At 39.4% G+C, this 20,973-nt stretch carries 32 protein-coding genes; 25 read left to right on the forward strand and 7 right to left on the reverse strand.

Translation table 11 applies throughout. The features are described from left to right. Positions 1 to 412 precede the first annotated feature (412 nt). Positions 413 to 775 carry a DUF4431 domain-containing protein gene (locus tag F4V57_RS07000; protein ID WP_171257561.1) on the forward strand — a complete coding sequence of 121 codons (363 nt, stop codon included), beginning with the start codon at positions 413 to 415 and terminating at the stop codon, positions 773 to 775. A gap of 66 nt (positions 776 to 841) precedes the next feature. On the opposite strand, the gene F4V57_RS07005 is transcribed toward F4V57_RS07000, so the two are convergent. From F4V57_RS07005 to F4V57_RS07025, 5 genes are all read right to left on the reverse strand, one after another. Continuing rightward, on the reverse strand, positions 842 to 1,261 hold the full coding sequence (locus F4V57_RS07005; RefSeq protein ID WP_070070506.1) for a GFA family protein: 420 nt from the start codon (positions 1,259 to 1,261) through the stop codon (positions 842 to 844). Positions 1,262 to 1,586: 325 nt separating this feature from the next. Further along, complete coding sequence (locus F4V57_RS07010; protein ID WP_081409247.1) at positions 1,587 to 2,093, reverse strand: flavin reductase; 507 nt, start codon at positions 2,091 to 2,093, stop codon at positions 1,587 to 1,589. Between the two features lie 83 nt (positions 2,094 to 2,176). Next, positions 2,177 to 3,208, reverse strand: coding sequence for a methionine synthase (locus F4V57_RS07015; protein WP_070070504.1), 1,032 nt, complete (start codon positions 3,206 to 3,208; stop codon positions 2,177 to 2,179). A gap of 49 nt (positions 3,209 to 3,257) precedes the next feature. Next, entirely contained in the window at positions 3,258 to 4,235 is a 978-nt protein-coding gene (locus F4V57_RS07020; protein ID WP_070070503.1) for a DUF1852 domain-containing protein, read from the reverse strand. 340 nt (positions 4,236 to 4,575) lie between these two features. Continuing rightward, positions 4,576 to 5,490, reverse strand: coding sequence for an alpha/beta hydrolase (locus F4V57_RS07025; RefSeq protein ID WP_070070502.1), 915 nt, complete (start codon positions 5,488 to 5,490; stop codon positions 4,576 to 4,578). Between the two features lie 322 nt (positions 5,491 to 5,812). On the opposite strand from F4V57_RS07025, the gene F4V57_RS07030 reads away from it, so the two are divergent. Then, positions 5,813 to 6,406, forward strand: a complete 594-nt coding sequence (locus F4V57_RS07030) for a LysE family translocator (RefSeq protein WP_070070501.1) — start codon at positions 5,813 to 5,815, stop codon at positions 6,404 to 6,406. A gap of 121 nt (positions 6,407 to 6,527) precedes the next feature. Here F4V57_RS07030 and F4V57_RS07035 read toward each other — a convergent pair whose 3' ends face one another. Both F4V57_RS07035 and F4V57_RS07040 read right to left on the reverse strand, forming a co-directional pair. Then, positions 6,528 to 8,078 carry a helicase HerA-like domain-containing protein gene (locus F4V57_RS07035; protein ID WP_070070500.1) on the reverse strand — a complete coding sequence of 517 codons (1,551 nt, stop codon included), beginning with the start codon at positions 8,076 to 8,078 and terminating at the stop codon, positions 6,528 to 6,530. Between the two features lie 54 nt (positions 8,079 to 8,132). Next, entirely contained in the window at positions 8,133 to 9,326 is a 1,194-nt protein-coding gene (locus F4V57_RS07040) for a PLP-dependent transferase (protein ID WP_070070499.1), read from the reverse strand. A 128-nt stretch (positions 9,327 to 9,454) separates the two neighbouring features. Here F4V57_RS07040 and F4V57_RS07045 point away from each other — a divergent pair, with 128 nt between their 5' ends. From F4V57_RS07045 to secY, 23 genes are all read left to right on the forward strand, one after another. Further along, entirely contained in the window at positions 9,455 to 10,246 is a 792-nt protein-coding gene (locus F4V57_RS07045) for a type 1 glutamine amidotransferase (RefSeq protein ID WP_070070498.1), read from the forward strand. 218 nt (positions 10,247 to 10,464) lie between these two features. Then, on the forward strand, positions 10,465 to 10,776 hold the full coding sequence (rpsJ, locus tag F4V57_RS07050; RefSeq protein WP_000070912.1) for a 30S ribosomal protein S10: 312 nt from the start codon (positions 10,465 to 10,467) through the stop codon (positions 10,774 to 10,776). 66 nt (positions 10,777 to 10,842) lie between these two features. Continuing rightward, positions 10,843 to 11,481 (forward strand): 50S ribosomal protein L3, encoded by a 639-nt coding sequence (rplC, locus tag F4V57_RS07055; RefSeq protein ID WP_070070497.1) that lies wholly within the window; start codon positions 10,843 to 10,845, stop codon positions 11,479 to 11,481. 11 nt (positions 11,482 to 11,492) lie between these two features. After that, positions 11,493 to 12,095: a 50S ribosomal protein L4 gene (gene rplD / locus F4V57_RS07060; RefSeq protein WP_070070496.1), complete on the forward strand. Its 603-nt coding sequence runs from the start codon at positions 11,493 to 11,495 to the stop codon at positions 12,093 to 12,095. After that, positions 12,092 to 12,412 (forward strand): 50S ribosomal protein L23, encoded by a 321-nt coding sequence (rplW, locus tag F4V57_RS07065; protein WP_070070495.1) that lies wholly within the window; start codon positions 12,092 to 12,094, stop codon positions 12,410 to 12,412. The genes rplD and rplW overlap by 4 nt, the downstream gene beginning before the upstream one ends. An 11-nt stretch (positions 12,413 to 12,423) precedes the next feature. Continuing rightward, positions 12,424 to 13,248 (forward strand): 50S ribosomal protein L2, encoded by an 825-nt coding sequence (gene rplB, locus F4V57_RS07070; protein WP_070070494.1) that lies wholly within the window; start codon positions 12,424 to 12,426, stop codon positions 13,246 to 13,248. Between the two features lie 20 nt (positions 13,249 to 13,268). Then, the gene (gene rpsS / locus F4V57_RS07075; RefSeq protein WP_070070493.1) at positions 13,269 to 13,544 is read left to right on the forward strand and encodes a 30S ribosomal protein S19; all 276 of its coding nucleotides are present in this window, start codon (positions 13,269 to 13,271) and stop codon (positions 13,542 to 13,544) included. 11 nt (positions 13,545 to 13,555) lie between these two features. Further along, positions 13,556 to 13,885 (forward strand): 50S ribosomal protein L22, encoded by a 330-nt coding sequence (rplV, locus tag F4V57_RS07080; RefSeq protein WP_070070492.1) that lies wholly within the window; start codon positions 13,556 to 13,558, stop codon positions 13,883 to 13,885. 1 nt (position 13,886) lies between these two features. Then, positions 13,887 to 14,639, forward strand: coding sequence for a 30S ribosomal protein S3 (gene rpsC, locus F4V57_RS07085; RefSeq protein WP_070070491.1), 753 nt, complete (start codon positions 13,887 to 13,889; stop codon positions 14,637 to 14,639). A gap of 3 nt (positions 14,640 to 14,642) precedes the next feature. Beyond that, on the forward strand, positions 14,643 to 15,056 hold the full coding sequence (rplP, locus tag F4V57_RS07090) for a 50S ribosomal protein L16 (RefSeq protein WP_070070490.1): 414 nt from the start codon (positions 14,643 to 14,645) through the stop codon (positions 15,054 to 15,056). Beyond that, positions 15,056 to 15,253, forward strand: coding sequence for a 50S ribosomal protein L29 (gene rpmC / locus F4V57_RS07095; RefSeq protein ID WP_070070489.1), 198 nt, complete (start codon positions 15,056 to 15,058; stop codon positions 15,251 to 15,253). The genes rplP and rpmC overlap by 1 nt, the downstream gene beginning before the upstream one ends. Further along, positions 15,250 to 15,507 (forward strand): 30S ribosomal protein S17, encoded by a 258-nt coding sequence (gene rpsQ / locus F4V57_RS07100; protein WP_070070488.1) that lies wholly within the window; start codon positions 15,250 to 15,252, stop codon positions 15,505 to 15,507. The genes rpmC and rpsQ overlap by 4 nt, the downstream gene beginning before the upstream one ends. 89 nt (positions 15,508 to 15,596) lie before the next feature. Beyond that, entirely contained in the window at positions 15,597 to 15,965 is a 369-nt protein-coding gene (gene rplN, locus F4V57_RS07105; protein ID WP_005018345.1) for a 50S ribosomal protein L14, read from the forward strand. 9 nt (positions 15,966 to 15,974) lie between these two features. Then, on the forward strand, positions 15,975 to 16,292 hold the full coding sequence (rplX, locus tag F4V57_RS07110) for a 50S ribosomal protein L24 (protein WP_070070487.1): 318 nt from the start codon (positions 15,975 to 15,977) through the stop codon (positions 16,290 to 16,292). Positions 16,293 to 16,308: 16 nt separating this feature from the next. Beyond that, positions 16,309 to 16,845 carry a 50S ribosomal protein L5 gene (gene rplE / locus F4V57_RS07115; RefSeq protein ID WP_070070486.1) on the forward strand — a complete coding sequence of 179 codons (537 nt, stop codon included), beginning with the start codon at positions 16,309 to 16,311 and terminating at the stop codon, positions 16,843 to 16,845. A 9-nt stretch (positions 16,846 to 16,854) separates the two neighbouring features. Beyond that, a complete protein-coding gene (rpsN, locus tag F4V57_RS07120; protein ID WP_070070485.1) occupies positions 16,855 to 17,160 on the forward strand; it encodes a 30S ribosomal protein S14 in 306 nt (101 codons plus the stop codon). Positions 17,161 to 17,171: 11 nt separating this feature from the next. Further along, complete coding sequence (rpsH, locus tag F4V57_RS07125; protein WP_070070484.1) at positions 17,172 to 17,567, forward strand: 30S ribosomal protein S8; 396 nt, start codon at positions 17,172 to 17,174, stop codon at positions 17,565 to 17,567. Positions 17,568 to 17,580: 13 nt separating this feature from the next. Beyond that, positions 17,581 to 18,114: a 50S ribosomal protein L6 gene (rplF, locus tag F4V57_RS07130; RefSeq protein WP_070070483.1), complete on the forward strand. Its 534-nt coding sequence runs from the start codon at positions 17,581 to 17,583 to the stop codon at positions 18,112 to 18,114. 14 nt (positions 18,115 to 18,128) lie between these two features. Then, positions 18,129 to 18,479 carry a 50S ribosomal protein L18 gene (rplR, locus tag F4V57_RS07135; protein ID WP_004683268.1) on the forward strand — a complete coding sequence of 117 codons (351 nt, stop codon included), beginning with the start codon at positions 18,129 to 18,131 and terminating at the stop codon, positions 18,477 to 18,479. A gap of 2 nt (positions 18,480 to 18,481) precedes the next feature. Next, the gene (gene rpsE, locus F4V57_RS07140) at positions 18,482 to 18,979 is read left to right on the forward strand and encodes a 30S ribosomal protein S5 (RefSeq protein ID WP_070070482.1); all 498 of its coding nucleotides are present in this window, start codon (positions 18,482 to 18,484) and stop codon (positions 18,977 to 18,979) included. 6 nt (positions 18,980 to 18,985) lie between these two features. Further along, positions 18,986 to 19,162 carry a 50S ribosomal protein L30 gene (gene rpmD, locus F4V57_RS07145; protein WP_004924142.1) on the forward strand — a complete coding sequence of 59 codons (177 nt, stop codon included), beginning with the start codon at positions 18,986 to 18,988 and terminating at the stop codon, positions 19,160 to 19,162. Positions 19,163 to 19,165: 3 nt separating this feature from the next. Continuing rightward, positions 19,166 to 19,606 carry a 50S ribosomal protein L15 gene (gene rplO / locus F4V57_RS07150; RefSeq protein ID WP_070070481.1) on the forward strand — a complete coding sequence of 147 codons (441 nt, stop codon included), beginning with the start codon at positions 19,166 to 19,168 and terminating at the stop codon, positions 19,604 to 19,606. Between the two features lie 12 nt (positions 19,607 to 19,618). After that, positions 19,619 to 20,971: a preprotein translocase subunit SecY gene (gene secY, locus F4V57_RS07155; RefSeq protein ID WP_070070480.1), complete on the forward strand. Its 1,353-nt coding sequence runs from the start codon at positions 19,619 to 19,621 to the stop codon at positions 20,969 to 20,971. Positions 20,972 to 20,973 lie beyond the last annotated feature (2 nt).

Below are 20,973 nucleotides of genomic sequence, written 5' to 3' on the forward strand. Positions count from 1 at the left end.
ATGTCTTACTATTGAAATACGATTCCCTCTCTCGCCAAGATTCATTCCAAAGATGTCCAAAGGAATACGAAAAGGCTTAAACTGCAAAGGTTTAAGCCTTTTTTGTTGTCTCATGCTATCGGATGATATCTATTGTAATTCTGCTATAGTTGGGGGTATAAGCGCGTGTACATATTGATACCTCATTTTTTATACCCCCAAATTTTCTACAGGATATATCGTCATGCATCACAGATGCCGAAGTCAAAAAATTAAATCATTAGAAAAGAAAAAGCGTTATGCAGATAAAAAAAGATTATATTGATAGGCTGCATCATCAGTTGGAAAACTTGAGCGTTTAAAAGGTCATTTTAATGGCTGAGAAGGTACTTGGCTGATTTAAGAGATTTTAAAAATGTTAGTGAAATATGTGATGACTTTAACGACATGGTTTTTGTTGTCTAACAATGCCTTTGCAACAACATATCCGTTTGAGAGCTCTGTTGTTTTACATGGTAAGATCATGATGATCAAAAGTCTTCATCCCAGTGCCCAATTTTCTGGTGGAAAGCAACCTGCAATTGTTTTAAATCAAAGGATTATAGTTGAGGATAGTAATGGTCAGATTAAGACAAAATTAATTCAATTAATTAGTAGTAATCATATTCTTTATTCAAAGCTGTTTAAAAATAACGGAAAAAATATTACCGTAACCTGCAATAAATTATTTAGAGCAGAAACAGCACACCACACCACGAAAGTAATATGTAATGTTAATCGTGTGCAATATCAATAAAATTTGTATTTTACTGATTTATTTTGACATAGAAAAACAGCATGATTTTTAATGGCAGGCGTTAATCTAATCTTCAGATTGTGCATTAAACAGTTTAATAACATCCTCTTCAGTCAATTTTTTAGTTGAATTATTAAATGAATAAAAATTTGGTTTATTGTCAATAAAAATTTCCATATTGAAATTTAAATCTTTAATTGTTTGGTCTAATGAAAATACATTGATATTACAATAACTTTGGTCTTTAGTTCGCCAAAATAAATTAGTACCACATACATTACAGAAGCTGCGTTCACCCCAAGAAGATGAGTTATAAATTGACAAATGATCTTGTTTGATAAACTTTAAGCTGCCTTGCTTTATATTGATGGTCATAATTACACCACTTGTTTGTCTACGACAAATCGAACAATGACAAGCATTGACGTTATGGTCTATTAGATCAAATTCAAGAATAGTTTCACCACAGACACATTGCGCTTTCATAGTTAAGTGAATTCCTTTTAATTAAATTCTAAATAATAGAAATTATTAGTTGTCTAAAACATATAATGATTTGAATTTTTTAGATTTATATTGATAAAAATAACATTTTTCTGGGTTAATTCTTTGATCAATATGGATAAATTCTATTTAAAAAAATCTTTGATTGATATTTTGTATATATTTAGCTGATGTGTAATATACTATTTTTACGATTTTAGTCGATTTAATATGCCTCATTCATTAATATATATTAAAAAATACACATTGATAAAGCTATTAGTAATGTAAAATGATCTTGGGGTCGAATAGGAATTTAAAATAAACGTTATTCAGTAATTTCCACTTGCTCAACATGAAGCCCCACATGATGATAGCCTCGATTAAAATACACTAAACCTTGGCCATGTTGACTTTGTTGAATTGCAACAATATTACAGATAAAAATCGTATGTGTCCCAACCTCCTGAATTTGCTCAATCTGACAATCAAAACTGACCAAAGCATCAGTCAGAACTGGTGCGCCAGTGACTAATGATGCCCAGTCGCCATGTTCAAAGCGCTGTTCTGAAGCGAGTTTTGAGGAAAAAACATTGGAAATATGTTGGTGATGTGAGCCTAGGACATTTACTGTTAAAATTTTATTTTCGATAAAATAAGCATGTGATCGAGATGATCGATTCATACAAACCAATAATGTCGGAGGTGTATCGCTGACACTACATACTGCAGATGCTGTAAATCCATGACGACCAGATACGCCTGTCGTAGTTACGACATTTACTGCCCCTGTTAAGAAAGACATTGCATTTCTAAAATCTATTACATCAACCATCATGTTATTCCTGATAAGGATTTCCCATTTAATCATGAATATAGATTAAGTGGAAAATCCTTTTTACATCACTATCTCAATTACTATTTCGCTAAAAGTTCTTTACGCACGATTTCTGCGCCGGCACTTAGAGCATTGAGTTTGCCTCTGGCAACTTGGCGAGATAAAGGTGCCATACCGCAATTGGTACAAGGATAGAGTTTGTCTGCATCAACAAATTGTAGTGCTTTACGTAAGGTATCGGCAACTTCTTCTGGTGTTTCAATGCTATTCGTTGCCACATCAATGGCACCAACCATCACTTTCTTACCTCGAATAAGCTCAAGGAGATCGATTGGAACACGAGAATTATGACATTCGAGTGAGATCAAATCGATATTGGATTGCTGTAATTTTGGAAAGGCTTCTTCGTATTGTCTCCACTCTGAGCCCAATGTTTTCTTCCAGTCTGTGTTGGCTTTGATGCCATAACCATAGCAAATATGAACAGCTGTTTCACATTTCAAACCTTCAATGGCTTTTTCCAGAGTAGCAATGCCCCAATCATTGACCTCATCAAAAAACACATTAAATGCAGGTTCATCAAACTGGATAATATCGACTCCGGCAGCTTCTAATTCACGGGCTTCCTGATTGAGAATTTTGGCAAATTCCCAAGCCAGTTTTTCACGGCTTTTGTAGTGACCATCATAAAGCGTATCAATCATGGTCATCGGGCCAGGTAAAGCCCATTTAATAGATTGATCCGTCAATGAACGTAAAAATCTGGCATCTTCAACAAAAACTGGTTTTTGTCGAGATACTGCACCCACAACGGAGGGAACGCTTGCTTCATAACGATCACGGATTTTGACGATTTCACGTTTTTCAAAATCAACACCGTTTAAATGTTCAATAAATGTAGTGACAAAATGCTGGCGAGTTTGCTCACCATCGCTAACAATATCAATGCCTGCAAGTTGCTGTTCCTGCAATGCCAGACGCAATGCATCCTGTTTGCCTTCAATCAGTTGTTCACCTTCCAGTTTCCACGGTGACCAAAGTTTTTCAGGCTCTGCCAGCCAAGATGGTTTCGGCAAGCTACCAGCAGTTGAAGTTGGTAATAATTTTTTCATAATCAATCAGCTTATCTATCTTAAAAATAAAGTTAAAGTGGATAAAAAATTAAAGCACGCAATTTGCAGCCCATTGCTCAAGAATGTTTCTATATGGCTTAATGAATTTTTCCTCAGTCCACTTACCTTGCTTCACGGCCAACTGACTACGTTCTTCACGATCATAAACAATGCGAGTCAGTGAATAATCCTGATATTTCAAACTTGGTTGATACACTTGTCCTGCCGCAGCATTGGCATTATAAATTTCAGGGCGATAAATCTTTTGGAAGCTCTCCATCGTACTGATGGTACTGATTAACTCAAGATCGGTGTAATCACTGAGCAAATCACCAGAAAAATAAAATGCCAAAGGTGCAACACTATTTTTCGGCATAAAATAGCGAACCTGTAAACCCATTTTTGCAAAATACTCATCCGTTAAAGAATATGCATCTTGCCGATACTCAACCCCAAGTATCGGGTGCTGATTTGTGGTCTGATGATAGGTTTTGGTCGTTGAAACACTTAGACAAATCACAGGCGGCTTTTTAAAATGATTCTGATAAATTTCTGAATTTAAAAGGGACTTAAAAATTTTCCCATGAAGATCACCATAATTTTCCGGTATGCTAAATTGAGTTTGATCTTTATTATGCGCTGGTAATAATACGCTAAAATCATAATCCCGCACATAAGAAGAAAAACTGTTTCCGACAATACCTTCAATGCGTTGATTTTTCTGATGATCAACAATATAAGTTTGTAAAATCTCAATGGTTGGAAAGGTTTCACCATTGCCTTCAATATCGATATCAACAGAAATAATTTCAAGTTCAATCGAATAACGATCTGCTTTTGGATTATCCCAATGTGCGAGATCATTGAAACGATTATTCATCATGTTTAAGGTATTACGTAAGTTCTCCTGACGGCTTGCGCCTCTGGCCAAATTTGCAAAGTTGGTTGTAAGACGGGTTTTGTCTGAAGGATGATAGTTTTCATCGAAACTAACACGCTTAATCGTAAATTTAAACTCGTTACTCATGATGATCTGATACCTTAATTTTTGAAATAAAATCTGAATATGATGTGATTTATATCAAAAAATATTTCATGAATAAAACGATCTTTTTTCACGGCAACATGAGAAAAATTCAGTATAAAGATTTTATTGTATGATACTTGCTGATACGAGAAGCTTTTTTTTATCTTTATTCGTGAATTTTACACCTTTTGATCATTAAGCATAGACTTCGTATTTTACCAAAATTTTGCAAAGGATATGTTTTTCTAGACCTATTTTTTGCATGTGCATCATATAAAAGTAATATCTCCTATATTGGGTTTATTTGGATATTAATTCAAATAGGTTTTAAATTGCATCATTAAATTTTTGCTAATTTTTGGATGTAACTCATTCTTATCAAATGTTGATTAATTGCATCACTAGCATCAAATATACAATTCAGATGTGTGGTGTCATTGATCATCTGGCAGAAAGTATTTTGGTTAGCGAATTCTTCGCAGAATGCCATCATTGCTTCTGTGTTGAATAATTCATCTTTTTCGGCAAAAAGCAGGGTGGTCGTTATAGGAAGCATTCCAAGCTGTTGTTTAGGGTTGCGGGGTGTAAGAGCATTGGCCATATTGACACTATATTGTTTTACAAAATCAGGTTTTAACTTAACGATATCATCAGGAAAATTTAATTTAATCGCCAAATGATGACCAAAAAATAATCCCTTGCTCAGCGCATTTAAGATAAACGGCCATTGCTTCACCGATGCAAAATCAATAGATAGACTTTTACGTATTTTTTTGGGTGCAAAAGGCCCGAATTCTGGTGCAAGTAAAATTAAAGAATTTACCTTTTCTTTAGAAATATAACGAGTAAAATAATTTATGAGCATTCCTCCACCGCTCGAATGCCCAAGTAAATGAATATGAGATTTTGGAAAATCGGTACGCATTTTTTTTATCAAAACATCTACATCCTGCCAGATTTTCTCGGGGTATGGAGCATCGCCTCGATCACCGATTGATTGTCCATGACCACGAATATCAACCAAACAAACCGCAGCAGTATGATTACAGACGATTTGGTGGGCGAGGATATTATAGCCTGCGTCCGAGTTAACACCTCCGCCATGATAAATAATGAAGAGATTATTTACGCTGGTTTGAGGTTGGTATAGTTTGAAATATAAACCTTCAATCTTTTGTTCAGTCACTTTCCCATTTATTTGAAATAATTTTTCAAGCTGTTTATTACGTTCATTAAAATAGAGGAAATTCATCATTCGAGGTATTCCATAAAATGGAGAAGGGAGAGATTGGTTAATATATTGTTGAAAAAAAGATTAAAAAATAAGCTTTTCTGCTCTTTCATAACATTTTGAAAGACATCATTTTACAGAATTTAGGCTTTTTTGAGGATAAAAATCGTTAAAACAATGATTCTTTAATCTAAAAATTTTTGTATTTCTCTAAAATATGAAAATTTATCTTAATGAAATTAAAAGATAAAATATCAAAACAATGTTTTGTTACAACCATTTTGTCGACAAATCTCCATGCTTTCGCCATATTCTCTCTACCTAGATTTAAGCGAGGGATTGGCCTATGGTAAGTTTACTATTTATTGGTCTTGTGGTGACAATTTTGATAACACCGGGTCCAACGAATACATTATTGGCTTCTTCAGGCATTCAAATGGGTGTTAAACGTTCACTCAAGCTTATTCCATCAGAAGTTCTTGGTTATTTTATTGCAATCTCATTATGGGGACTTTTGATTGAATCAGTTTCGGGAAATTTACCGTGGTTGCCTGCAATTTTAAAATTGGTTAGTGCAAGCTATATTGTTTTTCTGGCACTGAAGTTGTGGAAGACATCTACTCAGCAACTGGATATTCATCAACCTACAATTACAGCTAAAACCTTGTTTTTTGCAACTTTATTGAATCCAAAAGGTTTGCTATTTGCTTCTGCGATCTTTCCAAAAATTGCGTGGTCTGAGTTCCATCAATATGCCATACACATGGGTACATTTTTAGTGTTAATCACACCGATTGCTTTTTTATGGGTGGTGTTTGGTGCAGCACTGATTTCAAATAAAATTTCATGGTTAAACCAACGTAATATGCAGCGTACAGCATCTTTAGTATTAATTACTTTTTCTATTCCATTAAGTTATTCGGCGATTACTGCCTTGTAATTAAAATCAAAAAGCCTTCTTTATCGTAAAAGAAGGCTTTTTGATTGTCTAACGCAGTTATTTGAGGGCAATTGGTTCAAATAGTCAGAAACGCACTTGTTAAGTTTTAGAAAAAACCTATTTAACGCTTGCCAAATAAGGAACCTAAAATACCACGTAAAAGCGTTTGTCCGGTTTTTCCACCTAAGCTACGTGCTGCACTTTTTGCAAAGTTTCCAACAATATCTTGTGTTAATTTTTCTCGTTCACGTTGTGCTTTTTCAGTTGCCTTTTGTTGTTCTTTTTCCAGACGTTCCTGTTCTTTGGCTTGCTGTTTTTCTAAGATTTGTTGTTGTTTTTGTTGTTCGGCAGCAGCAACTTCTGATTGTTTTTGTTGCTCGCTTTCAGCAATTTTACGTTGCAGTATTTCATAAGCACTGTCACGATCTATAGCCTGTTCATAGATACCGGCAATGATGCTTTGTTGCATGAGTTGTTTGCGTTGTTCAGGACTTAATGGGCTAAAAGAGGAGTGTGGTGGCATAATAAAGCCTTGCTGTACAATCTGAGGAATACCTTGTTCATCAAGACAACTAATTAGTGCTTCACCAACAGCTAATTGGGTAATTACTTCACCAACATTCAGATCGGGATTACTACGGAAAGTATCTGCTGCGGTTTTCACGGCTTTCTGATCTTTTGGTGTAAATGCTCTTAAAGCATGTTGTATTCGATTTCCTAATTGTCCTAATACGCTTTCTGGTAAATCAAGTGGGCTTTGCGTAATGAAATAAATCCCAACACCTTTGGATCGAATTAAACGCACAACCTGCTCGATTTTTTGTTGCAAATCATCTGAGCTGTTGTCAAATAATAAATGTGCCTCATCAAAGAAAAACACCAGTTTTGGTTTATCCAGATCACCAACTTCAGGTAATTTTTCAAATAGTTCAGAAAGCATCCACAATAGGAATGTGGCATACAGTTTTGGCGTACGCATTAATTTATCCGCAGCCAAAAGATTGATATAACCATGACCATTACTGTCTGTTTGTAAAAAATCCAGAATGTCCAGACTTGGTTCACCGAAAAATTGCTCGCCACCTTGATCAGCTAAAGCCAATAAATTACGTTGAATGGCACCCAGACTGGCTGGTGAAAGATTGCCATATTCACTTTTTAAATGACCGGCATTTTCACTTACATAACTCAACATGGCTTTTAAGTCTTTAAAATCAATCAGTAATAAACCCTGATCATCTGCAATACGAAAAACAGCAGATAAAACACCTTCCTGTGTATCGTTTAGATTGAGAATTTTTGCAAGCAGCAGAGGGCCAATTTCTGACACAGTTGTACGAATGGGGTGTCCTTGTTCACCAAATAAATCCCAAAATATTACCGGAGATGCCTCAAAGTTAATTTGTTCAATTCCAAGAGAGAGTAGGCGTTGTTCAAATTTTGGATTGGTTGAACCAGCTTGTGCAATGCTACTGACATCACCCTTTGCATCAGCAAGAAATACAGGTACACCCAAACGGGAAAAATTTTCTGCCAAAACTTTTAATGTTACGGTTTTTCCTGTACCTGTTGCTCCAGCAATCAGGCCATGACAATTGGCAAATTGTGAGTGCAAAATAATATTCTGGTGGACATCCTGAGTTTTTTTAGCAATAGTAATTAGTGTGGCCATAATAAATCTCTCTTATGATCTTTGTATTGAACTGATATCAACTCATAAATGTTTTTAAGAGTGTTGTAAAGTATCAAGTGCTTGTTCCAGATCTGCGATTAAATCTTCTGCCTGTTCAAGCCCGATACAAAAACGTACCAACCAGCCTGATGATAAATGTGGTGTACGATAGTGTCGCATCTTTGAAAGATCGTAATACATAATTAAACTGGTTGGTCCTCCCCAGCTAAAACCCAGATGAAAATACTGTAATTGATCGCAAAATTTCTGAATGGCTTGTAGGTCAAAGTTTGTGTGAAAAATAGCACTGACTAAACCAGCGCCTAATCCCGAACTACAAATATTTTTCCAATATTGATGACCTGTATGTACTGGTAAACTTGGATGTAAAATTTGTGCAAATTCGGTGCGGGTTTTCAAAAAATCAATAATTTTAAGCGTATTGTTTTGGTGCTGTTGATAGCGAATCACCATGCTGGGTAAGCTGCGATTAATCTGTGCTGCATCATCTCCTGAAATGGCAATTCCTTGTAATGCATGGGTGCGTAATAGATTTAAATGTAATGCCCTGTTTTTGGTGCAAATACTGCCCATTAATATATCACCACCACCGCTTGGATATTTGGTTAAGGCATGTACACTGATATCTACAGCATAATGTTCGGTACCAAAATCAAATGCACAAAATGCGAGGCCTGCACCCCACGTATTGTCCAAAGCAGTTAGAACCTGATGCTGTTGTGCTTTTTGCATAATTGCAATTAAATCAGGAAATTCCAATGTGACTGAACCAGCAGCTTCAATCCAGATTAATTTGGCTTGTTCTCCAAATTGAATCGTTTCAACTTGTGTTGGATCATAAACTTTGACATTAATTGCATATTTTTTTTGTAGTTCCATGACATCATCATGGGTTGGACCATAAACATTATCCGGAATCCAAACTTCGTCACCCGTATTTAAAAGTGCACTATTAATCAAATGAATTGCGGATAGACCACTTGGTGCCAGCAAACAGTGATCAGCACCTTCAATCGTTGCGATCTGATCAGCCAAACTATATGTTGTCGGTGTGCCATGTGTACCATAACTGTAATCATAGGCATCACTCCAATGACGATCCGTAAAAGATTTGCAATTAGGAAAAATAATTGTTGATGCACGATAAAGAGGTGCCTGGACTGTTGAGATATACTGCGGCGCCTGACGTTCAGGTTGACTAAGTTGAGTCTGTTTGTGTTTTTGCATAAAAACCAACTTTTGTAACTGTTTTGTGTGATGCTGTAATTAAACTATATTCAGGGATTTTAAACAGTGAAGTTGGCTTTAATTTTGCAAATCATTTGTAAACAACAGCAATAAATGGAAAACTAACAATGATATCGTCACTTAAAGTGCATTATTTTCAGCACATTGCAGAAGAGGGCTTGGGAAGCTGTGAATCTTATCTCAAGCAACTTGGTGCACACATTACCACAACTGAATTTTTTGCCTTACCTCCAGAACAAAAATTGGAAATAGAAGCCTTACCTAATGTTGAAGATGTGGATCTATTAATCATTATGGGTGGCAGGATGAGTGTGAATGATGAAGCACTATACCCTTGGTTGATTACCGAAAAACGCTGGATTAGACGGTTTATTGCATTGGGTAAGCCTGTAATCGGATTGTGTCTTGGTGGACAAATGATTGCAAATGCATTGGGTGCCAGTGTCACACAAAATTTGAACCAAGAGATTGGCTGGACAGAAATTTTTGCGATTCCTCATTATCCAGAAGATTGTTTTATCGTCCCAGAAAAAGTGGAAGTGATGGAGTGGCATCGTGAAACTTTTAGCTTACCAAGAGGTGCTAAATTACTTGCCAGCAGTCATGTTTGTGAGAATCAAATATTTCAAATTGGCGATAATATTTTAGGATTTCAGTTTCATCCGGAAATTACACCTGCCGCATTGAGAGTTTTTTTGGAAAATGATGAAGATTTGGAAAAATCTATAGAGCATCAACATATTAAATCTCAAATACAACACACATTTCATCCTACTGAATATATCAAATTTAGAGCAGGAAATGAGTTACTTAACCGAGCGATAGATTATGTGCTGCAACGCACCCAAATTCTTCACTACAATATACAATCCAACTATTTCAGACTGGCAAATAGTTAAAGGAAAAATTCGTAGAATAAGGTTGCTTTGTATACAATTGATCGCTATAATAGGCGACCTTCTGATTTTGAAGGTCATCGCTGCGAATTATGCAGGATGAATCGTGACAGTCGTGGCATCGATCACGACCCTAGTGATTTTCACTGCCCTTGACACTTGCCAGTAGGTGAGATGCGTCTTGGGTGATTCTTTACATTTTGGCTTGGAGTTTTACTGGTATGTCTAACCAGAGAATCCGTATCCGTTTGAAGTCTTTTGATCACCGTTTAATTGATCAATCAGCTCAAGAGATCGTAGAAACTGCTAAGCGTACAGGTGCTCAGGTGTGTGGTCCAATCCCTATGCCTACACGTATCGAACGCTTTAACGTTTTGACTTCACCGCACGTGAATAAAGATGCACGTGATCAGTATGAAATTCGCACTTACAAACGTTTGATCGATATCGTTCAACCAACAGACAAAACTGTTGATGCATTGATGAAATTGGATCTTGCGGCTGGTGTTGATGTTCAGATCGCATTGGGATAGGCTTGTCGGATGATTAAATCCCTAAAATAAAGATTTAATCAGCTGTATTTTAAGAGGTTTACACACATGGCTATTGGTCTAGTCGGTCGCAAGTGCGGTATGACCCGCATTTTCACGGAAGCCGGCGTCTCTGTGCCAGTCACAGTGATCGAAGTCGATCCAAACCGTATTACACAAATCAAAACACTTGATACTGATGGTTACCAGGCAATTCAAGTGACTACTGGCGAACGTCGCGAATCTCGTGTGACAAATGCTCAGAAAGGTCATTTTGCTAAAGCTGGTGTTGCTGCTGGTCGTTTGGTGAAAGAATTTCGTGTAACTGAAGCGGAACTTGAAGGTCGTGAAGTTGGCGGCACTATTGGTGTTGATTTATTTGCAGTAGGTCAAGTTGTTGACGTAACTGGTCAATCAAAAGGTAAGGGTTTTCAGGGCGGTGTTAAGCGCTGGAATTTTCGTACCCAAGATGCTACTCACGGTAACTCTGTATCTCACCGTGTGCTTGGTTCTACAGGTCAAAACCAAACTCCTGGTCGCGTATTCAAAGGCAAAAAAATGGCTGGTCACTTAGGTGATGAACGCGTAACAGTACAAGGTCTTGAAATTGTATCTATTGATGCTGAACGTTCAGTTCTAGTCGTTAAAGGTGCTATTCCTGGTGCAACTGGTGGCGACGTTATCGTTCGTCCTACGATCAAGGCCTGAGGGGAAATAACGTGAATTTAAAAACTGTTTCCGGCTCTGCGGTTGAATTATCAGAAGTAGCTTTCGGTCGTGAGTTTAACGAAGCGCTTGTACACCAGGTTGTTACTGCTTATCTTGCAGGTGGCCGTCAAGGTTCTCGTGCACAAAAATCACGTGCTGACGTTTCTGGTGGCGGTAAAAAACCTTTCCGTCAAAAAGGTACTGGTCGTGCCCGTGCTGGTTCTATCCGTAGCCCAATCTGGGTTGGTGGTGGTAAAACATTTGCTGCTCGCCCACAAGACTGGTCTCAAAAAGTTAACCGCAAAATGTACCGTGGTGCAATGCAATGTATCTTGGCTGAGCTTGTTCGTCAGGATCGTTTGGTGTTGGTTGAGGAAATTCAAGTTTCTGCACCAAAAACTAAAGAATTGCTTGCAAAACTAACTGACCTGAATGCTACTCGTGCATTGATTGTTACTGATGCTGTAGATGAGAATCTATACCTTGCAGCACGTAACCTTCCACATGTTGATGTGGTTGATGCAACTGCAATTGATCCTGTTAGCTTGATCGCATTCGATAAAGTTGTAATGTCTGTTGCTGCTGCTAAGAAAATTGAGGTAGAACTCGGATGAACAACGAACGTATCTATCAAGTCCTAAAAGGACCTGTATTCTCTGAGAAAGCACAGGTTTTAGGCGAAGCTGCTGGTGTTCAGGTGTTTAAAGTTGACATCAACGCAACTAAACTTGAAATTAAAAAAGCGGTTGAACAACTATTTGGTGTTGAAGTTGTTAAAGTAAATACAACAATCACTAAAGGTAAAACTAAACGCTTTGGTCGTACATTAGGACGTCGTTCTGATGTGAAAAAAGCATACGTCACCCTGAAAGCTGGCCAAGATGTAGAAATGGCTGACTTGGGCGATACCGCTGAAACGACAGCGGAATAAGGACGAAGATTATGCCAATTCAAAAATGTAAGCCAACGTCTCCAGGACGTCGCTTTGTAGAGAAAGTGGTACATCACCACCTTCACAAAGGCGAACCGTATGCACCGTTGGTAGAAGCAAAAAAACGTACTGGTGGTCGTAACAACAACGGTCATATTACGACTCGTCACGTTGGTGGTGGTCATAAGCAAAAGTACCGTATTATTGACTTCAAACGCAATAAAGATGGTATTCCAGCGGTTGTTGAACGTATCGAATACGATCCAAACCGTACTGCGCACATTGCATTAGTGAAATATGCTGATGGTGAGCGCCGTTATATCATTGCACCTAAAGGCTTAAAAGCTGGTGATTCAGTTCAATCAGGTAACGATGCACCAATTCGTACTGGTAACTGTTTGCCACTTCGTAACATGCCATTAGGTTCTACGTTACACAACCTTGAACTTAAAATCGGTAAGGGTGCACAACTTGCTCGCTCTGCTGGTACTTCTGTTCAATTGTTGGGTCGTGATGGTTCATACGCAATTATTCGTCTACGTTCTGGCGAAATGCGTAAAGTACACGTTGAATGTCGTGCTGTTATTGGTGAAGTTTCTAACCAGGAAAGCAATCTTCGTTCATTAGGTAAAGCTGGTGCTTCTCGCTGGCGTGGTGTACGTCCTACCGTTCGTGGTATGGCAATGAACCCAATTGATCACCCACACGGTGGTGGTGAAGGTCGTAATAAGGGTATTCAACCAGTGAGCCCATGGGGTCAAAAAGCGAAAGGGTACAAAACACGTACCAATAAGCGTACGACTAAGATGATTATTCGCGACCGTCGCGTCAAGTAACAAGTAAAGGAATCTGACTAATGCCTCGTTCATTGAAAAAAGGCCCATTCGTCGATGCGCACTTGTTCGCTAAGATTGAAGCGGCTGTTGCTAGTAATTCTCGCAAGCCGATCAAAACTTGGTCTCGTCGTTCGATGATCCTCCCAGACTTTGTTGGTTTAACAATTTCTGTTCATAATGGCCGTAACCACGTTCCTGTAATTGTTACAGAACACATGGTTGGTCATAAACTCGGTGAATTCGCGCCAACCCGTACCTATCGTGGTCACGGTGTTGATAAGAAATCTAAACGCTAATAGGTGCTATGATGGAAGTAACTGCTAAATTACGCGGTGCCGCTATCTCGGCACAAAAAGCACGTTTAGTTGCTGATCTTATCCGTGGTAAATCAGTAGCGCGCGCACTAGACATTTTAAACTTCAGCAATAAGAAAGCGGCTGTGCTTGTGAAAAAAGCATTAGAATCTGCGATCGCCAATGCTGAACACAATAACAGCTTAGATGTTGATGACCTTAAAGTAACTACAATCTTTGTAGACGAAGGTATGAGCTTAAAACGTATCATGCCACGTGCCAAGGGTCGTGCGGATCGTATTACTAAGCGTACTTGTCACATCACTGTTAAGGTAGGGGTTTGATATGGGTCAGAAGGTTCATCCAATCGGTATCCGCCTAGGTGTTGTGAAACGTCATAACGCTAACTGGTATGCTAATCCGAAACAATACGCTGATTATTTGCTAAAAGACCTTCAAGTTCGTGAGTTTTTGACTAAAAAACTTAAGAATGCAATGGTAAGCAATATTCTTATCGAACGTCCTACAGGCGCTGCTAAAGTAACAATTAGCACAGCTCGTCCAGGTATCGTGATCGGTAAAAAAGGCGAAGACATTGAAAAATTACAGCGTGAACTTACTCAGATTATGGGTGTGCCAGCGCAAGTAAGCATCAACGAAATTGATCGCCCTGACTTAGACGCACGTTTGGTTGCAGAAGCAATTGCTTCACAACTGGAAAAACGCGTAATGTTCCGCCGTGCAATGAAGCGTGCGGTACAAAACACAATGCGTGCTGGTGCGAAAGGTATCAAAGTTGAAGTTTCTGGTCGTTTAGGTGGTGCAGAGATTGCTCGTACAGAATGGTATCGTGAAGGTCGTGTACCTTTGCATACACTTCGTGCAGACATCGACTATGCAACAATGCGTGCAGAAACAACTTACGGTACGATCGGTGTGAAAGTATGGATTTTCCGTGGTGAGATTTTAGGTGGCATGAAACAAATCATGAACCCTGCTCCTGCTGAAGAACGTCCAGCTAAACGTGGTCGTGGTCGTGGTGAAGGTCAGGAACGTCGTGGACGTCGTAATGACCGTGCTGCAGACAAGGGAGAATAATCCATGTTGCAACCTAAACGTACCAAATTCCGTAAAATGCACAAAGGCCGTAACACTGGTCTAGCGCATCGTGGTAGTACAGTATCATTTGGTTCGATTGCGATTAAAGCGACTGAACGTGGTCGTATGACTGCTCGTCAGATCGAAGCTTGCCGTCGTACCATTAGCCGTCGTATTAAGCGTGGTGGTAAAATCTTCATCCGTGTATTCCCAGACAAACCAATTACTGAAAAACCATTAGAAGTTCGTATGGGTAACGGTAAGGGTAATGTGGAATACTGGGTTTGTGAGATCAAACCAGGTAAGATCCTGTACGAAATTGAAGGTGTGAACGATGAGTTGGCACGTGAAGCCTTTACGCTTGCGGCTGCTAAACTTCCGTTTAAAACCACTATCGTGACTCGGACGGTAATGTAATGAAAACTAAAGATCTACGTGAAAAATCGGTAGAAGAGTTGAAGGCGTTGCTTGATGAGCAACAGCTTAACCAATTCCGTCTTCGTATGGCGCAGGCAACAGGTCAATTGGGTAAATCGCACGAAGTGCAAGTTGCTCGTAAAACTGTTGCTCGCATCAAGACACTCCTTACCGAAAAACAGGGGAACGGACAATGAGTGAAAAAGTAGTCCGCACATTAACGGGTAAAGTTGTAAGCGATAAAATGGACAAATCTATTGTTGTCCTGATTGAACGTCGTGTTCAACACCCGTTGTATGGCAAATCGATTCGCCGTTCAACTAAATTACATGCTCATGATGAGAACAATGTTGCTAAAATTGGCGACTTGGTAACCATCAAAGAAAGCCGCCCAATTTCTAAAACTAAAGCTTGGACTTTAGTGGAAGTAGTTGAAGCAGCTGCTGAGTAATTAAACGTTTTTGTTGCATCATTGGTCTTTTTCGAGTAGGATTTACGCCTTTCGAATGGGCCGATGATGCTCGGTTTTGGAGTAGGGCAATGATTCAGACCGAAACGATGCTCGACGTAGCAGACAACAGTGGTGCACGCCGCGTACAATGTATTAAAGTACTAGGTGGTTCCCATCGTCGTTATGCTTCTGTTGGCGACATTATTAAAGTGACTGTAAAAGAAGCAATTCCGCGTGGCCGTGTTAAAAAAGGTGACGTGATGAATGCAGTTGTTGTTCGTACCAAATTCGGTATTCGTCGTCCAGATGGTTCTTTGATCCGTTTTGATGACAATGCTGCGGTATTGTTAAACAATAACAAAGCTCCGATTGCAACTCGTATTTTCGGACCAGTGACTCGTGAACTTCGTACAGAACAGTTCATGAAAATCATTTCATTGGCTCCAGAAGTTCTATAAGAGGCAATCATGGCTAAGATTAAAAAAGGCGATCAAATAATTGTGATCGCAGGTAAAGAAAAAGGCAAACAGGGGACTGTACTGTCTGTTTCTGAAGACCGTGTTAAGGTTGAAGGCCTTAACTTAGTGAAGAAGCACCAAAAGCCAAACCGTGTAACTGGCGCTGAAGGCGGTATTGTTACTCAGGAAGCTTCGCTTCATATCTCAAACGTGGCAATTTTTAATGCTACAACCCAAAAGGCTGACCGTATTGGTTACCAAACGATTGATGGCGTGAAAACTCGCGTATATAAATCTAATGGTGAATCAGTGGCGGTAGCGAAGTAATAGGTTGAAAAAGGCAATGGCCAGACTTAAAACACGTTACAACGAAGAGCTTAAGGCGAAGTTACAACAAGAACTTGGTCTTAAAAATGTAATGGAAATTCCTCGCATTTCAAAAATCACTCTAAATATGGGTGTTGGTGCAGCTGCAACTGATAAGAAATTGTTAGATGGTGCTGTTGCTGATATGACGTTAATTGCTGGTCAAAAACCAGTAGTAACGCTAGCGCGTAAATCAATCGCTGGTTTTAAAATTCGTGATGGTTGGCCGATTGGTTGCAAAGTAACCCTTCGTGGCGAACAAATGTATGAATTTCTAGACCGTTTGATCTCTATTGCAATCCCTCGTATCCGTGACTTCCGTGGTTTCTCAGCGAAATCATTTGATGGTCGTGGTAACTACTCAATGGGTTTAAAAGAGCAAATCGTATTCCCAGAGATTGACTTTGATAAGATCGATCGTATTCGTGGTATGGATATTACCATTACTACGACTGCTCGCAATGATGACGAAGGCCGTGCGCTTATGCGTGCATTCGGCTTCCCGTTCAAATAAGAGGTCGATATGGCTAAGAAAGGTATGATTAATCGCGAATTAAAACGCGAAAAAACAGTTGCGAAATACGCTGCAAAACGTGCTGAATTAAAAGCTGTAATTGCAAACGTAAATGCATCTGAAGAAGAGCGTTTTGAAGCGATGCTAAAATTACAAGCATTGCCTCGTAATGCATCTCCTGTACGTTTGCGTAACCGTTGTGGTCTGACTGGTCGTCCACATGGTTATTTTCGCAAGTTCGGTTTAAGCCGTAACATGTTACGTTTAACAGTAATGCAAGGTGATGTACCTGGCGTTGTTAAGGCATCTTGGTAAGGAGCGACTAAATGAGTATGCAAGATACCGTTGCCGACATGCTTACCCGTGTTCGTAACGCACAAATGGCTAAAAAAGCAACTGTTGCTATGCCAAGCTCTAAATTAAAAGTTGCAATTGCCAACGTATTAGAGCAAGAAGGTTATATCTCTGGTGTTGAAGTTTCTCAAGAAGAAACGAAAGCAACATTGACATTAACTTTAAAATATTTTGAAGGCAAACCAGTTATCGAAACAGTAAAACGCATAAGCCGTCCAGGTTTACGCCAATACCGTGGCAAAGATAACTTACCTAGCGTTAAGCAAGGTTTAGGTATTGCAATTGTTTCTACAAGCAAAGGCATCATGACTGATCGCGCTGCACGTGCTGCGGGTATCGGTGGTGAAGTTATTGCTTTTGTTTCTTAATAGGTGATTCCTCATGTCTCGTGTGGCTAAAGCCCCAGTAACTGTACCAAATGGTGTAACAGTTACTCAGAACGGCCGGCAGGTCGAAGTGAAAGGTAGCAAAGGTACTTTGTCTTTCACCCTGCATGCGCTGGTCGAGCTAAAACAGGAAGAAGGTCAGCTGAAAATTGCTCCAACTCAAGAGTCTAAAGACGCTTGGATGCAAGCTGGTACTGCTCGCGCTGTTTTAAATAACCTTGTAAAAGGTGTTAATGAAGGCTTCGAACGTAAGCTACAGTTGATTGGTGTTGGTTATAAAGCTGCGGTTAAAGGTAACATTGTTAACTTAAACCTTGGTTATTCTCATCCAATCGATCATAACTTACCTGAAGGTGTAACTGCTGAAACACCAACTGCGACAGAAATCGTGTTGAAATCAGCAAACAAACAACTTTTAGGTCAAGTAGCTGCGGAAATCCGTGCATATCGTTCTCCTGAGCCATATAAAGGTAAAGGTGTTCGTTATTCGGATGAAGTTATTCTTCGTAAAGAAGCTAAGAAGAAATAAGGCGCGAGGTTCTTATGAACGAAAAGAAACAATCCCGTTTGCGTCGTGCCAAAAGCACACGCTTGCACATTCGTGCATTGGGTGCGACTCGTTTGTGTGTAAACCGCACGCCGCGTCACATCTATGCTCAAGTTATCTCAGCAGATGGTGGCAAAGTATTAGCGCAAGCTTCTACTTTGGATGCATCTTTGCGTAGTGGTGCAACTGGTAATATTGATGCAGCTACTAAAGTAGGTGCTTTAATCGCAGAACGTGCTAAAGCTGCTGGCGTTACCAAAGTAGCATTTGACCGTTCTGGTTTTAAATATCATGGTCGTATCAAAGCCTTGGCTGATGCTGCTCGTGAAAACGGCTTGGAGTTCTAATCATGGCTAAAGTTGAACAAAACGAAGGTCTTGTTGAAAAGCTGGTTGCCGTTGATCGTGTAGCCAAAGTTGTCAAGGGTGGTCGTATCTTCTCTTTCACAGCATTGACTGTGGTTGGTGATGGTAATGGTCGTGTAGGTTTTGGTCGTGGTAAAGCACGTGAAGTTCCGGCTGCTATTTCTAAAGCGCTTGAAGCTGCTCGTCGTAACATGATTACTGTTGACCTTAAAGGTACAACTTTACAACACCCTGTAAATGCTCGTCATGGTGCAAGCCGTGTATACATGCAACCAGCCTCTGAAGGTACTGGTGTAATTGCAGGCGGCGCAATGCGTGCTGTTCTGGAAGCTGCTGGTGTACATAACGTACTTGCTAAATGTTATGGTTCTACAAACGCTGCAAACGTAGTAAACGCGACTTTTAAAGGTTTGCGTGATATGACTTCTCCTGAGAAAGTCGCTGCGAAACGTGGTAAATCAGTAGAAGAAATTCAAGGGTAATCAATCATGAAAACGATTAAAGTTACCCAGATCAAATCTGCATCGCATCGTTTAAAGAATCATAAACTTTGCTTACAAGGTTTGGGTCTGCGTCGCATTGGTCACACTGTTGAAGTGCAAGACACGCCTTCTAACCGTGGTATGATCAATAAAGTCTACTATATGGTTAGTGTAGAGGAATAAGCCATGACTCTGCGTTTAAATGAACTAGCGCCTGCTGAAGGTGCTAAGCGCGAAAACCGCCGTGTTGGTCGTGGTATCGGTTCTGGTATCGGTAAAACTGGTGGTCGCGGTATTAAAGGTCAAAAATCACGTAAAAGTGGTGGTGTTCGTCCAGGCTTTGAAGGCGGTCAAACTGCACTTTATCGTCGTTTACCAAAATTTGGTTTTACTAGCCAAATCGCATTAAAAACTGCTGAAGTACGTTTATCTGAGCTGAATAAAATTGAAGGTGATATTATTTCACTTGAAACTTTGAAAGCTGCGAATGTGGTACGTCATGACCAACTTCGTGCACGTATTGTACTTTCTGGTGAAGTTACTCGTGTATTCACTGTACAAGGTGTTGCATTGACTAAAGGTGCGAAAGCTGCGATTGAAGCGGCTGGCGGTAAAGTCGAGGAGTAATCGTCTGTGTCTATGTCTCCTGGTTCATCTGGTCACGTGCACATGCAAAAAGGACAGCCTTTTTATGTGAAATACCGTGAAATCATTCGCCGATTAATGTTCCTGATAGGTGCATTATTGGTGTTTCGACTAGGAGCACATATACCTGTACCTGGTATTAATAATGCCGCACTAGATCGTTTGTTTAACGCAAATCAAGGAACTATCCTTGGTTTGTTTAACATGTTTTCTGGTGGTGCATTAGAACGTATGTCTATCCTTGCACTGGGGATTATGCCGTATATTTCGGCATCGATTATTGTGCAATTAATGTCAACAGTAGTTCCATCACTGGAAGCATTAAAAAAAGAAGGTGAACAGGGCAAGCGAAAAATTAATCAGTACACCCGTCAAGGTACATTGCTTCTGGCATTTGTACAGGCGATGGGAATGTGTGCTGGTTTAATTAGTCAAGGAATTACCTTATCTACAGGTTTGGGTTTTTATGTTCCAGCTGTAACTTCTCTAGTTGCAGGTACCATGTTTTTAATGTGGTTAGGCGAACAAATTACTGAACGTGGTGTTGGTAATGGTATTTCCATGATTATTTTTGCGGGGATTGTTGCAACACTACCTACACATGCAATGCAGACTTTTTCAGCGATTGAAAATGGTCAAAGTACATTAATTGGTGTGTTAGTTTTGATTGTAATTACAATTGCTGTTATGGCCGCAATTATTTTTATTGAAAAAGCGCAACGTCGTGTACCAGTAAACTATGCCCAAAAACAGCAAGGGCGCCGTATTTTTACAGCGCAGCAAACCCATTTGCCATTGAAAATTAATATGGCTGGTGTAATTCCTGCAATTTTTGCCAGTTCATTACTTTTATTTCCTGCAAGCCTAGGGCATTGGATAGGTAGTTCTGATGCAAATGCAAGTTTCTTTAAGCGTTCTTTACAAGATCTTGCACTTGTATTATCTCCAGGCCAACCATTGTATTTAGTGTTATTTGGCTCTTTGATTATCTTCTTTTGTTATTTTTATACTGCTTTAGTATTTAGTCCAAAAGAAGTTGCTGAAAATTTAAAACGCAGTGGTGCTTACGTTCCAGGTATTCGTCCAGGTGAACAGACAGCTCGTTATTTAGATCATATTCTCAATCGATTGACCTTTATTGGTGCAATTTATATTACGATTGTGTGTTTAATGCCAATGGTATTGCAAACTTCATTTGGGGTGCAATTTAACCTAGGTGGTACATCATTACTTATCGTAGTTGTAGTTGTAATGGATTTTATGGCGCAATTACAGGCGCACTTAACATCACATCAATATGATAATCAATCATTGATGAAAAAATCGACCGCTCATCCGAAAGGATAGTG

The sequence above is a fragment of the Acinetobacter qingfengensis genome (assembly GCF_008693185.1).
GTDB classification, from domain to species: Bacteria; Pseudomonadota; Gammaproteobacteria; order Pseudomonadales; family Moraxellaceae; genus Acinetobacter; species Acinetobacter qingfengensis.

Coding starts and splice junctions, on each gene's coding strand:
- F4V57_RS07000 (WP_171257561.1), top strand. CDS start 413: ATGACTTTAACGACATGGTTTTTGTTGTCTAACAATGCCTTTGCAACA.
- rpsC (WP_070070491.1), top strand. CDS start 13,887: ATGGGTCAGAAGGTTCATCCAATCGGTATCCGCCTAGGTGTTGTGAAA.
- rpsQ (WP_070070488.1), top strand. CDS start 15,250: ATGAGTGAAAAAGTAGTCCGCACATTAACGGGTAAAGTTGTAAGCGAT.
- rpsS (WP_070070493.1), top strand. CDS start 13,269: ATGCCTCGTTCATTGAAAAAAGGCCCATTCGTCGATGCGCACTTGTTC.
- rplC (WP_070070497.1), top strand. CDS start 10,843: ATGGCTATTGGTCTAGTCGGTCGCAAGTGCGGTATGACCCGCATTTTC.
- F4V57_RS07040 (WP_070070499.1), bottom strand. CDS start 9,326: ATGCAAAAACACAAACAGACTCAACTTAGTCAACCTGAACGTCAGGCG.
- rpsJ (WP_000070912.1), top strand. CDS start 10,465: ATGTCTAACCAGAGAATCCGTATCCGTTTGAAGTCTTTTGATCACCGT.
- F4V57_RS07005 (WP_070070506.1), bottom strand. CDS start 1,261: ATGAAAGCGCAATGTGTCTGTGGTGAAACTATTCTTGAATTTGATCTA.
- rplR (WP_004683268.1), top strand. CDS start 18,129: ATGAACGAAAAGAAACAATCCCGTTTGCGTCGTGCCAAAAGCACACGC.
- F4V57_RS07035 (WP_070070500.1), bottom strand. CDS start 8,078: ATGGCCACACTAATTACTATTGCTAAAAAAACTCAGGATGTCCACCAG.
- rpmD (WP_004924142.1), top strand. CDS start 18,986: ATGAAAACGATTAAAGTTACCCAGATCAAATCTGCATCGCATCGTTTA.
- rpsN (WP_070070485.1), top strand. CDS start 16,855: ATGGCTAAGAAAGGTATGATTAATCGCGAATTAAAACGCGAAAAAACA.
- rplW (WP_070070495.1), top strand. CDS start 12,092: ATGAACAACGAACGTATCTATCAAGTCCTAAAAGGACCTGTATTCTCT.
- rplF (WP_070070483.1), top strand. CDS start 17,581: ATGTCTCGTGTGGCTAAAGCCCCAGTAACTGTACCAAATGGTGTAACA.
- rplN (WP_005018345.1), top strand. CDS start 15,597: ATGATTCAGACCGAAACGATGCTCGACGTAGCAGACAACAGTGGTGCA.
- F4V57_RS07045 (WP_070070498.1), top strand. CDS start 9,455: ATGATATCGTCACTTAAAGTGCATTATTTTCAGCACATTGCAGAAGAG.
- secY (WP_070070480.1), top strand. CDS start 19,619: ATGTCTCCTGGTTCATCTGGTCACGTGCACATGCAAAAAGGACAGCCT.
- F4V57_RS07025 (WP_070070502.1), bottom strand. CDS start 5,490: ATGATGAATTTCCTCTATTTTAATGAACGTAATAAACAGCTTGAAAAA.
- F4V57_RS07015 (WP_070070504.1), bottom strand. CDS start 3,208: ATGAAAAAATTATTACCAACTTCAACTGCTGGTAGCTTGCCGAAACCA.
- F4V57_RS07020 (WP_070070503.1), bottom strand. CDS start 4,235: ATGAGTAACGAGTTTAAATTTACGATTAAGCGTGTTAGTTTCGATGAA.
- rplX (WP_070070487.1), top strand. CDS start 15,975: ATGGCTAAGATTAAAAAAGGCGATCAAATAATTGTGATCGCAGGTAAA.
- rplB (WP_070070494.1), top strand. CDS start 12,424: ATGCCAATTCAAAAATGTAAGCCAACGTCTCCAGGACGTCGCTTTGTA.
- rplE (WP_070070486.1), top strand. CDS start 16,309: ATGGCCAGACTTAAAACACGTTACAACGAAGAGCTTAAGGCGAAGTTA.
- rpsE (WP_070070482.1), top strand. CDS start 18,482: ATGGCTAAAGTTGAACAAAACGAAGGTCTTGTTGAAAAGCTGGTTGCC.
- rplO (WP_070070481.1), top strand. CDS start 19,166: ATGACTCTGCGTTTAAATGAACTAGCGCCTGCTGAAGGTGCTAAGCGC.
- F4V57_RS07030 (WP_070070501.1), top strand. CDS start 5,813: ATGGTAAGTTTACTATTTATTGGTCTTGTGGTGACAATTTTGATAACA.
- F4V57_RS07010 (WP_081409247.1), bottom strand. CDS start 2,093: ATGGTTGATGTAATAGATTTTAGAAATGCAATGTCTTTCTTAACAGGG.
- rplP (WP_070070490.1), top strand. CDS start 14,643: ATGTTGCAACCTAAACGTACCAAATTCCGTAAAATGCACAAAGGCCGT.
- rpsH (WP_070070484.1), top strand. CDS start 17,172: ATGAGTATGCAAGATACCGTTGCCGACATGCTTACCCGTGTTCGTAAC.
- rplV (WP_070070492.1), top strand. CDS start 13,556: ATGGAAGTAACTGCTAAATTACGCGGTGCCGCTATCTCGGCACAAAAA.
- rpmC (WP_070070489.1), top strand. CDS start 15,056: ATGAAAACTAAAGATCTACGTGAAAAATCGGTAGAAGAGTTGAAGGCG.